At 62.7% G+C, this 14677-nt stretch carries 15 protein-coding genes; 10 read left to right on the top strand and 5 right to left on the bottom strand.

Going from position 1 to position 14677, the window contains the following annotated elements:
• Positions 1–3 precede the first annotated feature (3 nt).
• Positions 4–1257, bottom strand: coding sequence for a tyrosine--tRNA ligase (gene tyrS, locus MESCI2_RS0113150; protein WP_027037007.1), 1254 nt, complete (start codon positions 1255–1257; stop codon positions 4–6).
• Between the two features lie 288 nt (positions 1258–1545).
• Here tyrS and MESCI2_RS0113145 point away from each other — a divergent pair, with 288 nt between their 5' ends.
• The gene (locus MESCI2_RS0113145; RefSeq protein ID WP_027037006.1) at positions 1546–3189 is read left to right on the top strand and encodes an ArnT family glycosyltransferase; all 1644 of its coding nucleotides are present in this window, start codon (positions 1546–1548) and stop codon (positions 3187–3189) included.
• Positions 3190–3315: 126 nt separating this feature from the next.
• Positions 3316–4065 (top strand): phosphatase PAP2 family protein, encoded by a 750-nt coding sequence (locus MESCI2_RS0113140; protein ID WP_245270324.1) that lies wholly within the window; start codon positions 3316–3318, stop codon positions 4063–4065.
• Positions 4066–4076: 11 nt separating this feature from the next.
• Here MESCI2_RS0113140 and MESCI2_RS0113135 read toward each other — a convergent pair whose 3' ends face one another.
• Complete coding sequence (locus MESCI2_RS0113135) at positions 4077–4727, bottom strand: FMN-binding negative transcriptional regulator (protein WP_027037004.1); 651 nt, start codon at positions 4725–4727, stop codon at positions 4077–4079.
• Between the two features lie 21 nt (positions 4728–4748).
• Positions 4749–5423 (bottom strand): alpha/beta hydrolase, encoded by a 675-nt coding sequence (locus tag MESCI2_RS0113130; protein ID WP_023669128.1) that lies wholly within the window; start codon positions 5421–5423, stop codon positions 4749–4751.
• A gap of 236 nt (positions 5424–5659) precedes the next feature.
• On the opposite strand from MESCI2_RS0113130, the gene MESCI2_RS0113125 reads away from it, so the two are divergent.
• The 7 genes from MESCI2_RS0113125 (at position 5660) to sufA (ending at position 12747) form a co-directional block, all read left to right on the top strand.
• Positions 5660–6823, top strand: coding sequence for a cysteine desulfurase family protein (locus tag MESCI2_RS0113125; protein ID WP_027037003.1), 1164 nt, complete (start codon positions 5660–5662; stop codon positions 6821–6823).
• 187 nt (positions 6824–7010) lie between these two features.
• A complete protein-coding gene (gene sufB / locus MESCI2_RS0113120) occupies positions 7011–8528 on the top strand; it encodes a Fe-S cluster assembly protein SufB (protein ID WP_027037002.1) in 1518 nt (505 codons plus the stop codon).
• A 27-nt stretch (positions 8529–8555) separates the two neighbouring features.
• On the top strand, positions 8556–9311 hold the full coding sequence (gene sufC / locus MESCI2_RS0113115) for a Fe-S cluster assembly ATPase SufC (protein ID WP_027037001.1): 756 nt from the start codon (positions 8556–8558) through the stop codon (positions 9309–9311).
• 19 nt (positions 9312–9330) lie between these two features.
• Complete coding sequence (sufD, locus tag MESCI2_RS0113110) at positions 9331–10599, top strand: Fe-S cluster assembly protein SufD (protein ID WP_050596549.1); 1269 nt, start codon at positions 9331–9333, stop codon at positions 10597–10599.
• A 4-nt stretch (positions 10600–10603) separates the two neighbouring features.
• A complete protein-coding gene (locus MESCI2_RS0113105; RefSeq protein ID WP_027036999.1) occupies positions 10604–11848 on the top strand; it encodes a cysteine desulfurase in 1245 nt (414 codons plus the stop codon).
• Positions 11849–11869: 21 nt separating this feature from the next.
• Positions 11870–12262, top strand: a complete 393-nt coding sequence (locus MESCI2_RS0113100) for an SUF system Fe-S cluster assembly protein (protein ID WP_013532157.1) — start codon at positions 11870–11872, stop codon at positions 12260–12262.
• 104 nt (positions 12263–12366) lie between these two features.
• The gene (gene sufA, locus MESCI2_RS0113095) at positions 12367–12747 is read left to right on the top strand and encodes a Fe-S cluster assembly scaffold SufA (RefSeq protein ID WP_027036998.1); all 381 of its coding nucleotides are present in this window, start codon (positions 12367–12369) and stop codon (positions 12745–12747) included.
• Between the two features lie 23 nt (positions 12748–12770).
• Here sufA and MESCI2_RS0113090 read toward each other — a convergent pair whose 3' ends face one another.
• Positions 12771–13268 carry a GFA family protein gene (locus MESCI2_RS0113090; RefSeq protein WP_027036997.1) on the bottom strand — a complete coding sequence of 166 codons (498 nt, stop codon included), beginning with the start codon at positions 13266–13268 and terminating at the stop codon, positions 12771–12773.
• Positions 13269–13359: 91 nt separating this feature from the next.
• Between MESCI2_RS0113090 and MESCI2_RS0113085 the strand changes: the two genes are divergently transcribed.
• The gene (locus tag MESCI2_RS0113085) at positions 13360–13683 is read left to right on the top strand and encodes a TfoX/Sxy family protein (protein ID WP_027036996.1); all 324 of its coding nucleotides are present in this window, start codon (positions 13360–13362) and stop codon (positions 13681–13683) included.
• Positions 13684–13704: 21 nt separating this feature from the next.
• On the opposite strand, the gene MESCI2_RS0113080 is transcribed toward MESCI2_RS0113085, so the two are convergent.
• The gene (locus MESCI2_RS0113080) at positions 13705–14622 is read right to left on the bottom strand and encodes a pseudouridine-5'-phosphate glycosidase (protein WP_027036995.1); all 918 of its coding nucleotides are present in this window, start codon (positions 14620–14622) and stop codon (positions 13705–13707) included.
• Positions 14623–14677: the final 55 nt, after the last annotated feature.

Below are 14677 nucleotides of genomic sequence, written 5' to 3'. Positions count from 1 at the left end.
AGTTCAGATCGGCCGTACCAGAATGTGTTTTTTCTTTCCCAGAGAAAGCTTTACGACGTTTTCCGGACTCAAATCCGGAAGAGTCACCAGCCGGCGCTCGTCGCTCACCGGCTCGTCGTTCAGGCGCACGGCGCCGCCCTGCACATGCCGCCGTGCTTCGCCGTTCGATGCCGCCAGTCCGGCGGTGACCAGCAGCGACAGGATACCGACGCCGGTTTCAAGCGCTGTCTTGTCGACCTCGACAGTCGGCAGCGACTCCGCGAGCGCGCCTTCCTCGAACGTCTTGCGCGCCGTATCGCTGGCTTGCTCGGCGGCCGCGCGGCCGTGCAGCAGGGCGGTTATCTCCGTGGCGAGGATCTTCTTGGCCTCATTGATCTCGGATCCGCCGAGTTGCCCGAGCCGTGCGACCTCGTTCAGCGGCAGCGTCGTGTAGAGTTTCAGGAAGCGGGCAACGTCGGCATCCTCGGTGTTGCGCCAGTACTGCCAGAATTCGTAGGGGCTCAGCATATCCGCGTCGAGCCAGACCGCGCCCGACGCCGATTTGCCCATCTTGGCGCCCGACGAGGTGGTGAGCAGCGGCGTGGTCAGCGCATAAAGCTGTGCGTCCTCCATGCGGCGACCCAGATCGATGCCGTTGATGATGTTGCCCCATTGATCGGAGCCGCCCATCTGCAGGCGGCAGCCGAGACGCTTGTAGAGCTCGACGAAATCATAGGCCTGCAGGATCATGTAGTTGAATTCGAGGAACGATAGCGACTGCTCGCGATCGAGCCGCAGCTTGACGGAATCGAACGCCAGCATGCGGTTGACGGAAAAGTGACGGCCGACATCGCGCAGGAAATTGACGTAGTTGATCTCCATCAGCCAATCGGCGTTGTTGACCATGATGGCGTCGTTGGGACCGCTGCCGAATTTGAGGTAGGGCATGAAGTTGCGGCGGATGCCGGCCAGATTGTCCTCGATGTCCTGCGGGGTCAGCAGCTTGCGCGCCTCGTCCTTGAAGGACGGGTCGCCGATCATCGAGGTGCCGCCGCCCATCAGCGCGATCGGCCGGTGACCCGTCTGCTGCAGCCAGTGCAGCATCATGATCTGGATCAGCGAACCGGCGTGCAGGCTCTTGGCGGTGGCGTCGAAGCCGATATAGGCGGTCACCGTCTCCTTGGCGAAGAGATTGTCGAGGCCGGCATCATCCGAAGTCTGGTGGATGAAACCGCGCTCGCTCATCGTGCGCAGGAAATCAGATTTGAAGGCGGACATTGTTTCTTTCCCGAAAGCGCCCGGCCAGCGTGGCTCGGACGTATATGAACGCGGGCGTTTAGCATCCAAGCGCGATCAGCAAAAGTGGTTTCCGGTTTTGCGTCTGATCGCGCGCCAGACAAAGGTCCAGCGAATGGCAAAGTGGAATCCTGTTTTGCAGCCCGCGCGGATAGCGTTTGCGAATCCTTGCTTCGTCGTTTGGGCTGGCGTATTGAGGCGCCGCGCAGGGGCAGGGCCTGAGGCGCCGCGACGGGGCCATCCCGCAGATCAGATCCGGAAAGCTCCGCGATGAACAGGAACTATCTTTTTCTCTTTCTGTTCAGCGTGCTGATGACGTTCAGCGGACTGGCGAGCCTTCCACCCGTCGACCGCGACGAATCCCGTTTTGTCCAAGCCACCAAGCAGATGGTCGAAACCTCCGACTATGTCGACATCCGTTTTCAGGATGCCTCGCGCTACAAGAAGCCGATCGGCATCTACTGGCTGCAATCGGCGGCCGTGGCGCTGAGCGGCGAGGGGGCGGCGGCGCCGATCTGGGTCTACCGCCTCGTCTCCATGCTTGGCATTGCCTTGGCCGTCGTCGGCATTGCCTGGACAGGCACCAAGCTGTTCGGGGCCAATGCCGGTCTCGCCGCCGGCCTGATGATGGCGGCCATCTTCGCCACCGCCTTCGAGGGTCGTGACGCCAAGACCGACGCCATGCTGCTGGCCTGCTGCGTGGCGGCTCAAGGCGCGCTCGCCCAGATCTATCTGGCATCGCGCCGCAACGAACCGGTAGCCGCCCATCTGCCGTGGATATTCTGGGCCGCTCAAGGCCTTGGAATCCTTATCAAGGGGCCGGTGGCTCCGCTCCTGTCGGTGCTGACGGTCGCCGCCCTGTTTGCCTTCGAGCGCGACTGGCGCTGGCTCCTGAAGCTGAAGCTCGTGCGCGGTGTCGCCCTGGTGCTGTTCATCGTGCTGCCCTGGGTCGCCCTCATCACCTGGAAGAGCGGCGGCGCCTTCCTCAGTGATGCCGTCGGCAAGGACATGATGGCCAAGGTCGCCTCGGGCGAGGAATCGCACGGCCTGCCGCCGGGCTTCTACATGCTGACCTATTCCTTGTTCATGTGGCCGTTCGGTCTGATCGCGGTTGGCGCCGGGCTGCAGGCCCTCAACCGGTTGCGCGACGATCCGCGGCTGCGTTTCTGCCTCGCCTGGTACATTCCGTTCTGGCTGGTGTTCGAACTGATCCCGACCAAGCTGCCGCACTATGTCCTGCCGGCCTATCCCGGCATGGCGCTGCTGATCGGTTGGCTGTTGACCTTGCCGCCCCAGGAGGCGAATGCGCCGCTCAGGCGCTGGCAGGACTGGTTGTGGTGGTCGACCGCATTCGGTCTTGCCGTGGTCAGCCTTGGCCTGGCGGTGGTCTGCGTCGGAGCGCCGATCTATCTCACCGGCGCCTTCTCCTGGTGGAGCATCCCGGCCGCCGCGGCGGCGCTGGCGGCGGGATATTTTGCTTTTTCCCGACAACTGCAAGTGCCGCTCTCCCGCATCGGCGCCATCGCGGTCTGCGCCGGCATCACCTATGGACTGTTGTTCGGCGTCATCGCGCCTTCGCTGAAACCGATCTGGCTGAGCCCGGCGATCGAGGCGGCAGTCCAGGCCAACAGGCCTTGCGACACCACGGTGCTCGCTTCGGCGGAATATCACGAGCCGAGCCTGGTGTTCCTGGTCGGCACCAAGACCGTCCTGACCGATGTCGATGGCGTCGCCAAGCATCTGCTCGGCGATCCTGCCTGCGCCCTGGCGCTGGCGCAGGTCGGCGACGAGCAGAAACTGAATGGGTTGCTGGCGGCGCAAGGCAAGTCGGCGAACCGCGTTGCCGAGGTCGACGGCCTCAACTATTCATCGGGAGACAAGCTGTCGCTCGGCCTCTATCGTGTAACCCAGTGACGGCTCGCCGATGCCCATGACGGCAACAATGGGGTCGAATTTCCTATGCTAGTGAAATCACGCCCGCCCGTTTCGAGCCTGCTCCTTGGGGTAGGGCGCCGGTCGCTCGACAATTTTCGCGATACGATGCAGATCGCCAAAAGCCGCCTTGCCACCCGTCCGGCCAGATACCCGAACGTTTTGTGGTCGGTCTGGGTGCTGGTCTGGATTTTGCTGACGGCGGTTGCGTTTGTTCGTCTCGACACCCCGGCCGGAATGCTTCACGGCAAGTGGTCGGCGGGATTTGCCCGGACTGCCGACTTTTTCACCCAGTTCGGCCTGGGTGGCTGGTATCTCATTCCCTCAGTGCTTCTGCTTGTCGCCGCGAACCTGACGGATTGGCGAAGCCTCTCCCGGCGCTCGCTGATGCTGCTCTACAACTGGACCTGCCTGGCTTTTCTGGTGCTGTGCGCCACCGGCCTGTCGGGGATCGCCGTCAATGTGCTGAAATATGCCATTGGCCGGGCTCGCCCGCTCTATTACGAGGACTTTGGCGTGCTGACCCTGCACCCCTTCGCGTTCGATGCGCGCTTCGCCGGCTTTCCATCCGGCCATGGTACGACAATGGGCGCGGTGTTCGGGGTCGCTTTGCTGTTGTTTCCGCGGCGCTGGTACATCGCCCTGGCGATCACCGCCTGCATCGCCTCGACACGGATTTTCGTCGGCGCGCACTATCCCAGCGACACCGTCGCCGGCTTCGGCCTTGGCTGCGGTTTCGCGCTTGCCTGCGGGCTGGTCTTTGCCCGGCTCGGCTTCATCTTCCGGCCGATGCCGTCGGGACTGCCGGTCCGCAAGAAGACGTTTCGGCTGATTGGGCGGAGAAGGAAGGCTGGCTGAGCATTCGAAGTTCAGTTGCCGTCCAGTCCGCCATAGGATCTGACCAGGCCGGCCATGCCGGGCGACTGGTGGTCTTCGCTTTCCAGCCCCTGTGCAACGCCGACGCGATCGGCGACCGGCCGGTTCTGGCTGACCTTCCACTTGCCGTGGATTTCGCTGATCTCGATTTCCAGCCCGATAATGCCCTTGATCTGCGACTGGATGAAGGGCTCCGGCGCATCGGTCACCGCCCAGGGCGCGGCGCGGGCGCCTTCCTGGGAGACAGTCAGATCGGCGATCTGCTGCGCCAGCCAGTCCTGGTCATCCATCACCTTGACGGTGCCGCGGACCTGCACGATGGCATAATTCCAGGTCGGCACCACCTTGCCGGTCTCGCGCTTGGTCTCGTACCAGGACGGCGTCACATAGGCATCGCTGCCCTGGAAGACGATCAGCACGGGTGATGCGGGATTGTCGGCCAACAGGCGCCATTGCGGGTTGGCCCGCGCCAGATGGGCGCGCAGCCTGCCGTTCGGCCCGATTTCCGCGTCGAGCAGGAACGGGATGGCGTTGGCGACCGGCCCCTCGGGCCCGTTGGAAACCAACAGGCCCAGCGGATGCGTCCGGATCAGCCCGTGCAGGATTTCCGGCCGCGTTTCCCTGAAATGAGGAGGCTCGTACATCGCCGTCCGTTCTTTCCTTGTCTATCTCAGCCGCTTCGGGCGCGGATCCGACAATTCGCCGGCCAGCCGGCGGTCGAGATAGTCGGCGCATTCCTCGAGCAGCAGGTCGGCATCGTTGGCGAAGAAATGGTTGGCGCCGGGCAACGTCTTTTGCGTGATGGTGATGCCCTTCTGCGTGTGCAGCTTGTCGACAAGGCCCTGCACATCCTTCGGCGGCGCCACCTTGTCGGCATCGCCATGGATGATCAGGCCAGATGACGGGCAGGGCGCCAGGAACGAGAAATCATAGGTGTTGGGCTGCGGCGCGATCGAGATGAAGCCTTCGATCTCCGGCCGGCGCATCAGAAGCTGCATGCCGATCCAGGAGCCGAAGGAATAGCCGGCGACCCAGCAGCTCTTGGAATCGGGATGCAGCGACTGCACCCAATCCAGCGCCGCGGCGGCATCCGACAACTCGCCGGTGCCGTGATCGAATTCGCCCTGACTGCGGCCGATGCCGCGGAAATTGAAGCGCAGCGTAGTGAAATCCCGCTTCTGGAACATGTAGAAGAGGTCGTAGACGATCTTGTTGTTCATCGTGCCGCCGAATTGCGGGTGCGGGTGCAGGACGATGGCAATCGGCGCGCTCTTTTCCTTGGAAGGCTGATAGCGACCCTCCAGGCGGCCGGCAGGACCGGTGAAAATGACCTCAGGCATAAAATACTCCACTGGGTAATACGAATGCGCGGTGCCTGGAACGTTTCCTCTGGCCTTGACGCAGGGCGAGCGTCTTCTTAGAAGCTAGTTTAGAATTGTTCAAAACTGGGTGGCAAGACATCGAGCCCGGCCACCCGCGCCGCAAGCCGCGTAAATAGGACGGCTCGCCTTGGAATTTCAAGGAAATAACGCCATACGACAGCGGAATGGCTTCTGACGGGACTTGACGGACGAAAATGGCCGCAAAACGCGCCTATCTCGATTATAATGCCAGTGCGCCGCTGCTTGCCGCGGCCCGCGAAGCTATGGTCGCGGCTCTTGACGTCGCCGCCAATCCGTCATCGGTTCACGCCGAAGGGCGCGCCGCCCGCCGTCTGATCGAAACCGCCAGGCGTGACGTGGCGGCGCTCGTCAACGCCAAGCCCGAGCATGTCGTGTTCACCTCCGGCGCCACGGAAGCAGCCTCGACGCTGCTGTCACCCGACTGGCGGATGGGGCGCGGCACGGTGCGTATGAGCCGGCTTTACGTGTCGGAGGCCGATCATCCCTGCCTGTTGAACGGCGGACACTTCCCGGCAGCGCAGGTTACCCGGATCGGTGTCGACGCCAACGGCATCGCCGATCTCGGCGCCTTGGCGTCGGCGCTCGGCGGTCACGACAAGAGCGAGGGCCTGCCGCTGGTCGCCATCCACGCCGCCAACAACGAGACCGGGGTCATCCAGCCGATCGATCGCATCGCCGCGATCGTCAAGGCGGCGGGCGGCATCCTCATTGTCGACGCCGTGCAGGCCGTAGGGCGTGTTTCGACCGATCTATCAGCGGGTTACGCCGATTATCTGATTCTGTCCTCGCACAAGATCGGTGGCCCCAAGGGCGTCGGCGCCATCGTCGCGGCTTCCGATTTGATGATGCCGAAGCCGTTGATCAATGGCGGCGGCCAGGAAAAGGGCCATCGCGGCGGCACTGAAAACCTGGCTGCCATTGCCGGTTTTGGCGCGGCCGCCCGCGAGGCCCTGGCCGGATTGCCGGCCATGGATGCGGTGCGCCGGCGCCGCGACGAGATCGAAGCCATCGTGAAAACGCTCGTGCCGGACGCGGAAATCTTTGGAACCGGTGCGCCAAGGCTTGCCAACACGGCATTCTTCGCTATTGCGGGCGTCAAAGCCGAAACCGCGCAGATCGCCTTCGATCTGGCCGGTGTAGCGCTGTCGGCCGGCTCCGCCTGTTCGTCGGGCAAGGTCGGACCGAGCCATGTGCTGAAAGCAATGGGCTGCGGTGACAGTCTCGGCGCCTTGCGGGTGTCGATCGGACCGGCGACCGGCGCGGAAGACGTTGAGCTTTTCCGCACCGCGCTTGCGGCTATTGCCGCACGTAGGGCGGATAGAGAACGGGCCGCGTAGCGGTTGGACGAATTTGGGCCTTTCGGCCTGGTAGAGCCGTGCGTTTCATACTGGCCGGGTGAATTTCCGGTCGAAGCGCACTATATGAAACTTACGCTGCCGCGAGCGCCTTTTTGGGGTTCGTTTTTGGCGGTGCCATAGTTTGAAAACTGTCGGGCCTTGACCCCGGCGTGGATGGAGAACGCATATGCCTGCTGTGCAGGACACGATCGATCGGGTCCGAAAGATCGACGTCGACCAATACAAATACGGATTCCAGACCGAAATCGCTGTCGATAAGGCCCCCAAGGGCCTCAGCGAAGATATCATCCGTTTCATTTCGGCCAAGAAGGACGAACCGTCCTGGATGCTGGAATGGCGTCTGGAAGCGTATCGCCGCTGGCTGACGCTTGACGAGCCGACCTGGGCGCGCGTCCACTATCCCAAGATCGATTTCCAGGACATCTACTTCTACGCGGCGCCCAAGAGCACGCCCGGCCCGACTTCGCTGAGCGATGTCGATCCCGAACTCTTGAAGGTCTACGAGAAGCTCGGCATTCCGCTGCGCGAGCAGGAAATCCTTGCCGGCGTGCAGAAGACCGACGCCTCGGAACTCGAGGAAGTCAGCGACAATGTCTACAAATCGGGCCGCGTCGCCGTCGATGCCGTGTTCGATTCCGTCTCCGTCGTCACCACCTTCAAGAAGGAGCTGGCGCAGGCCGGCGTCATCTTCTGCTCGATCTCGGAAGCTATCCGCGAGCATCCGGAGCTGGTGAAGAAATATCTCGGCTCGGTCGTGCCGACCTCCGACAATTACTACGCCACGCTGAATTCCGCTGTCTTCACCGACGGCTCGTTCGTCTTCGTGCCCAAGGGCGTGCGCTGCCCGATGGAGCTGTCGACCTATTTCCGCATGAACGAGAAGAACACCGGCCAGTTCGAGCGCACGCTGATCATCGCCGAGGAGGGGGCTTACGTCTCCTATCTCGAAGGCTGCACGGCGCCGCAACGCGACGAGAACCAGTTGCATGCCGCCGTCGTCGAACTGGTGGCGCTCGACGATGCCGAGATCAAATACTCGACGGTGCAGAACTGGTACCCCGGCGACGCCGAGGGCAAGGGGGGCATCTACAATTTCGTCACCAAGCGCGGCGACTGCCGTGGCGACCGCTCCAAGATCTCGTGGACGCAGGTCGAGACAGGTTCGGCGATCACCTGGAAATATCCGAGCTGCATCCTGCGCGGTGACGATTCCCAAGGTGAGTTCTATTCGATTGCGGTATCGAACGGCTATCAGCAGGTCGACAGCGGCACCAAGATGATCCACCTCGGCAAGAACACGTCGAGCCGCATCATCTCCAAGGGCATCGCCGCCGGCTTCTCGCAGAACACCTATCGCGGCCAGGTCTCGGCGCACCGCAAGGCGACCAACGCCCGCAACTTCACCAACTGCGACTCGCTGCTGATCGGCGACCAGTGCGGCGCGCACACCGTGCCATACATGGAAGCCAAGAACTCGACGGCGCAGTTCGAGCACGAAGCGACGACCTCGAAGATTTCCGAGGACCAGAAATTCTACGTCATGCAGCGCGGCATCCCCGAAGAGGAAGCAATTGCGCTGATCGTCAATGGTTTCGTCAAGGACGTCATCCAGCAGCTGCCGATGGAATTCGCTGTCGAAGCGCAGAAGCTGATTGGTATCTCGCTTGAGGGCTCGGTCGGCTGACCGGATACATATTCAGGAAACAAAAGAATGCTTGAGATCAAGAATCTGCACGCCCGCATCGTCGATGACGGCACCGAAATCATCCGCGGCTTGAACCTGACGGTGAAGGCCGGTGAGGTCGCCGCGATCATGGGGCCGAACGGCTCGGGCAAGTCGACGCTGTCCTACATCCTCGCCGGCCGCGAGGACTATGAGGTCACCGAAGGCGACATCCTCTACAACGGCCAGTCGATCCTCGAAATGGATCCGGCCGAGCGCGCCACGTCAGGCATCTTCCTCGCTTTCCAGTATCCGATGGAGATACCGGGCGTTGCCACCATGGAATTCCTGAAAGTGGCGATGAACGAGCAGCGCAAGGCACGTGGCGAGGAACCGCTGAAGATCCCGGAATTCCTGAAGCGCGTGAAGGAAGCCGCCGCCTCGCTCAGCATGGACATGGCGATGCTCAAGCGGCCGCTCAATGTAGGCTTCTCCGGCGGCGAGAAGAAGCGCGCCGAGATCCTGCAGATGAAGCTGCTGGAGCCGAAATTGTGCGTGCTCGACGAGACCGATTCTGGCCTCGACATCGATGCGCTGAAGATCGTGTCCGACGGCGTCAACGCGCTGCGCGCGCCGGACCGGGCGTTCCTGGTGATCACCCACTACCAGCGCCTGCTTGAGCACATCGTGCCCGACACCGTGCACGTGCTCTACAAGGGCCAGGTCATCAAGTCAGGCGACAAGTCGCTGGCGCTCGACCTGGAAGCCAATGGCTATGCCGGCGTGATCGGCGAAGCCGCGTGAGATGCCAGAGGTAATACCGATGAACATGCACACACAACCGCAGCGGACACCGGCCGAGACGGCGTTGATCGACGCGTTCGGCGACCGGCTGTCGCTGCTGCCGGGTGACGGCGCGGTGATGCTGAAGCGCGACGACGCCATCGAGACGATCAAGCACGGCCTGCCGACGCGGCGTGTCGAATCCTGGCATTACACCGACCTGCGCCGGCTGCTGAATACCGTGCCGGACTTCGACCCGGCCGCCATGGCCAAAGCCATTGCACCGATCGTCGACGGTTCCACTGTGGCATCGATCCTGAACGGCAAGTCCGACGCCAAAGTGCCGGCTCCTGAAGGCGTCTCTTTCCAGCGCCTGTCGGAAAAGCTGATCGACGGCAGCGCAGCAGCTGGGCTCGATCCCTATGGCAGCGACGACGCCATCGGCGCGCTGAACACGGCTTTCGTCGCCGACGGGTATTTTGTCGACATCGCCGATGGTGTGGAACTTGAAAAGCCGGTCGAGCTGCAGAACCTGCAGGCCGGCGGACAGACCCATGTGCGCCTGGCCGTTCGTGTCGGCGCCGGCGCCAAGGCCGTCATCGTCGAACGTCAGACGGGTGACGGCGCTGCCTTGGGCAGCTCGGTCAGCCAGCTGGTGCTCGGCGAGGGCGCCGAGGTGACGTGGCTGATCGTCCAGGAGCAGCCGGAAACGGCGACGCATCTGGCGCAGTTCAAGGCCCATATCGGCAAGAATGCGAAACTGACGTTGTTTGTCATGAACGCCGGCGGCAGACTGGTGCGCCAGGAGATCATGGTCAGGACGACTGGCGAAGGCGCCGATTTCAAACTGCGCGGCATCAACCTTTTGGCCGGTGACACCCATACCGACGTGACCATGGTGCTCGACCATGCCGTGCCGCACACGACCTCGACGGAAGTTATCCGCAACGTGGTGACGGGCAAGGCGCGCGGCGTCTTCCAGGGTCGCATCAACGTCCATCAATATGCGCAGAAGACCAACGCCAAGATGGCCTGCAACACGCTGCTGCTGTCGGATGACGGCGAATTCTCGACCAAGCCGGAGCTTGAAATCTTCGCCGACGACGTGATTTGCGGCCATGGCGCGACGGTCACCGAAATCGACCACAACCATCTGTTCTACCTGATGGCGCGTGGCGTCGACGAGAAAAGCGCGCGGGGCTTGCTCGTGAAGGCGTTCGTCGCCGAGGTGATCGAGGAACTGGACGATGAAGCGATCGTCGAGGCGCTGGAGGCGCGGCTCGACGACTGGTTCGCGGCGCACGGGTGATTTGATGAACGCACCGGGCAAGATCGGAGATTTCTACGACGTCGAAGCGATCCGCCGCGATTTCCCGATCCTGTCGCGGGAAGTCTATGGCAAGAAGCTGGTCTATCTCGACAATGGCGCCTCGGCACAAAAGCCGCAGGCGGTGCTCGACGCCATCCAGCACGCCTATAGCCAAGAATACGCCAACGTCCATCGCGGCCTGCATTTCCTGTCCAACGCCGCGACCGATGCCTACGAAAAGGCGCGAGAGACGGTGCGCCGCTTCCTCAATGCGCCGAGCACCGACAACATCATCTTCACGTCGAACACAACCTCGGCCATCAACACGGTCGCCTATGGCTATGGCATGCCCAACATCGGCGAGGGCGACGAGATCGTGCTGTCGATCATGGAGCACCACTCCAACATCGTGCCGTGGCATTTCATCCGCGAGCGGCAGGGCGCCAAGCTGGTCTGGGTGCCGGTCGACGATCTCGGCGTCTTCCACATCGAGGAATTCGAGAAGCGGCTGACCGACCGCACCAAGCTGGTCGCCATCACACAGATGTCGAATGCGCTGGGCACGGTGACGCCGATCAAGGAGATCGTGCGGATCGCGCATGCGCGTGGCATTCCGGTGCTGGTCGACGGCAGCCAGAGCGCCGTGCATATGCCGATCGATGTGCAGGATCTCGACTGCGACTTCTTCGTCTTCACCGGGCACAAGGTTTATGGCCCGTCGGGCATCGGCGTGCTCTACGGCAAGAAGGACATTCTGTCCGGCATGCGGCCCTTCATGGGCGGCGGCGAGATGATCGAGGAGGTGACGGAAGACATCGTCACCTACAACGAGCCACCGCACCGCTTCGAGGCCGGCACGCCGCCGATAGTCCAGGCGATCGGGCTCGGTGCCGCGCTCGATTATATGGAAACGATCGGCCGCGAGCGCATCGCCGCACACGAGGAAGACCTCAAGAACTACGCGCATGAGCGGCTGCGCGCCATCAACTCGCTGCGCATCTTCGGCGATGCGCCCGGCAAGGGCGCCATCATCTCGTTCGAGCTGCAAGGCATTCATGCGCACGACGTGTCGATGGTGATAGACAGGCAAGGCGTTGCAGTCCGCGCCGGCACGCATTGCGCCCAGCCGCTGTTGAAACGGTTTGGTGTAACCTCCACATGCAGGGCATCGTTCGGCATGTATAATACCAGGGCCGAAGTCGACGCTTTGGCCGAGGCGCTTGAAAAAGCGCGCAAATTCTTCGGATGACGAGTTTTTTGGGTGACGACCATGGATGATGCAAGCATCGCTGCCGAGACCACTCCGGAAACCGCGCCCAATGCGCTGGTTTCGGGATCGGCCATTCCAGCCGACGAGCTGGCGCGGCTGACCGACGACATCGTCTCGGCGCTGAAGACGGTCTACGATCCGGAAATCCCGGCCGATATCTACGAGCTCGGCCTGATCTACAAGATCGACATCGAGGACAACCGCTCGGTCAAGATCGACATGACGCTGACCGCTCCGGGCTGCCCTGTCGCCGGCGAAATGCCCGGCTGGGTGGAGAATGCCGTCGGCGCCGTCGAAGGCGTGTCCGGCGTCGAGGTCAACATGACTTTCGACCCGCCATGGTCGGCCGACCGCATGTCGGAAGAGGCGCAGGTGGCGGTGGGTTGGTACTAGCCCGACAGAGGCTGGCACACTTGCACCAAGGATAAAACTTCACCATTTTAGGTGAGGAATCATTCGGCAGGCCTTGAACCTGCATGGAATGGAGAAGGAAAAACATGGGACGCTTCGCCGTCATCACGATGACCGAAAAGGCCGCCGACCGGGTGCGGGAGATCGTTGCCACCCGCGACAGCGCGCACGGCATCCGCCTAGGCATCAAGAAGGGCGGCTGCGCCGGCATGGAATATACGGTCGATCTGGTGACCGAGCCCAATACCAAGGACGACCATATCGAGCGCGACGGCGCGCATGTCTATGTGGCGCCCGAGGCAGCGCTATTCCTGTTCGGCACCGAGATGGATTTCGAGCAGACGACGCTGCGCACCGGCTTCACCTTCCACAATCCGAACCAGAGTTCGGCCTGCGGCTGCGGCGAATCCGTCGAACTGAAGCCGGCCGACCTGAAGGCGCTGGCAGAGGCACGCGCCTCCGCCTGACCCTCCTTCGCCCGTTTACGGGGCTAATCCACCCACATGCCCGTCCGCTTGTGCCAGTCGGCGATCGATTCCTCGGGATAGACGTCGAAGACCTTGTCGTGCTTGCCAACCACCGGCTCAACCCAGTTCGCCTTGTATTTCAGCATCAGGTGCACCCGGCTCGGCGGTATGGGCAGGTCGTTGTCGATCGCCGAAGCGAAGGGATGCACCAGCTCCGGCCATGTCGGGTCGTAGAGCCAAAGGGCTGATCCACATTTCTTGCAGAAATTGCGCTCGCCGGTCGAGATTTCGCAATGCGGATGCTCGTCGTCCTCGATCTCCGCCCGAAAGACGCCGAGGCTGCGCTTGCCCCTGATGTTCAGTGTCTCGTTGTCGGCACCGAGATTGATGGCAAACCCGCCGCCGCCCTGCTGCTTGCGGCAGATCGAGCAGTAGCACAGCATGAACGGCGCCGGCGTGTGGCTCTCCACCTCGAAACGGACGGCATTGCAGCGGCAGGAGCCTTTGAGCAGGACGGGCATGGCGGGAAACTCCGATCGACCTCACACAACCTGTCAGCATGATTTTGGTTGCGGCGATGACAAGGCCAAATGCCGGTGACATGATCGCGGCATGGACAATGAGCGCATCGCCGAACTGTTCGAGGGCCTCGGCCCTGTCAGCATCCGAAAACTGTTCGGCGGCAAGGGCATCTATTTCGACGGCGTCATCGTCGCCATCGTGCTGCGCGGAGAATTGCTGCTGAAGGCCGACGAACAAAGCGCCCCCGAGTTCGAGGCCGCCGGATGCACGCAATGGACCTATACCGGCTCGCGCCACGGCAAGCTGGTCGCCATGCCCTACTGGAGCGTTCCCGACAGCGCGCTCGATGATCCCGACGAGATGACGGTGTGGGCACGCCGGGCTTGTGAGGCGGGGCGGCGGGCGGGGAAGTGATGCCAGCCTTGGGACGCTGGCCTACAGCGCCTTCGCAATCCTCGCCGCCAGCCTGGCATTGTTTTCCACCAGCGCGATGTTGGTCTTCAGGCTCCTGCCGCCGGTCAGTTCGAGGATCTTTCCCAGCAGGAACGGCGTCACCGCCTTGCCGGTGACATGTTGTGCCTCGGCGGCCTTCTGCGCGGCGTCGATATAGCCCGCCATCTCCTCAGCCGGGATTTCATGGTTTTCCGGCACCGGATTGGCGATCAGCATGCCGCCGGCGAGCCCCAGCGCTGCCCTCGTCTGGTAGAAATGCGCGATCTCTTCCGGCTCGTGCAAGGTCAGCGGTGCGCGGAACGGCGAATGCCGCGACCAGAAGGCCGGCATCGTCTCGCAGCCATGGCCGATCACCGGCACGCCGCGCGTTTCCAGCACTTCCAGCGTCTTTTCGATGTCGAGGATCGCCTTGGCGCCGGCAGAGACGACAATGACCGGGGTGCGCGCCAACTCGTCGAGATCGGCGGAAATGTCAAAACTCTTTTCGGCGCCTTTGTGCACGCCGCCGATGCCGCCGGTGGCGAACACTTTTATGCCGACCATATGCGCCGCGATCATCGTGGCGGCGACCGTGGTGCCACCGGTGCGCCCTTGCGCCACGGCAAAACCGAGATCGGCGCGCGACAGTTTCATCGCGTCGCCCGTCATCGCCAGCGATTCGCGCTCGCCGTCCGAAAGCCCGATCTTGATGCGGCCGCCAACCACGGCGATCGTCGCCGGCACGGCGCCGCCGTCGGTGATGATCTTTTCGACATCGGCCGCCATGGCGCCATTGTCGGGGTAGGGCATGCCATGGGTGATGATGGTGCTTTCCAGCGCCACCACCGGCCGGCCGGCAGCCAGGGCCTGCGCCACCGGCGCGTGGATGTCGATGAAGGGGCGGGCGGTCTCAGGGGTCATTTTTATCTCCAATCCGGAGTGAAGCGCATCCACTTGGGCGCGAAAAACTCCGGCA

The organism is Mesorhizobium ciceri WSM4083, from assembly GCF_000519305.1.
GTDB classification, from domain to species: Bacteria; Pseudomonadota; Alphaproteobacteria; order Rhizobiales; family Rhizobiaceae; genus Mesorhizobium; species Mesorhizobium ciceri_B.
The sequence above is the reverse complement of the archived record's forward strand: the minus strand, read 5'-3'. Positions and strand labels throughout refer to the sequence as shown.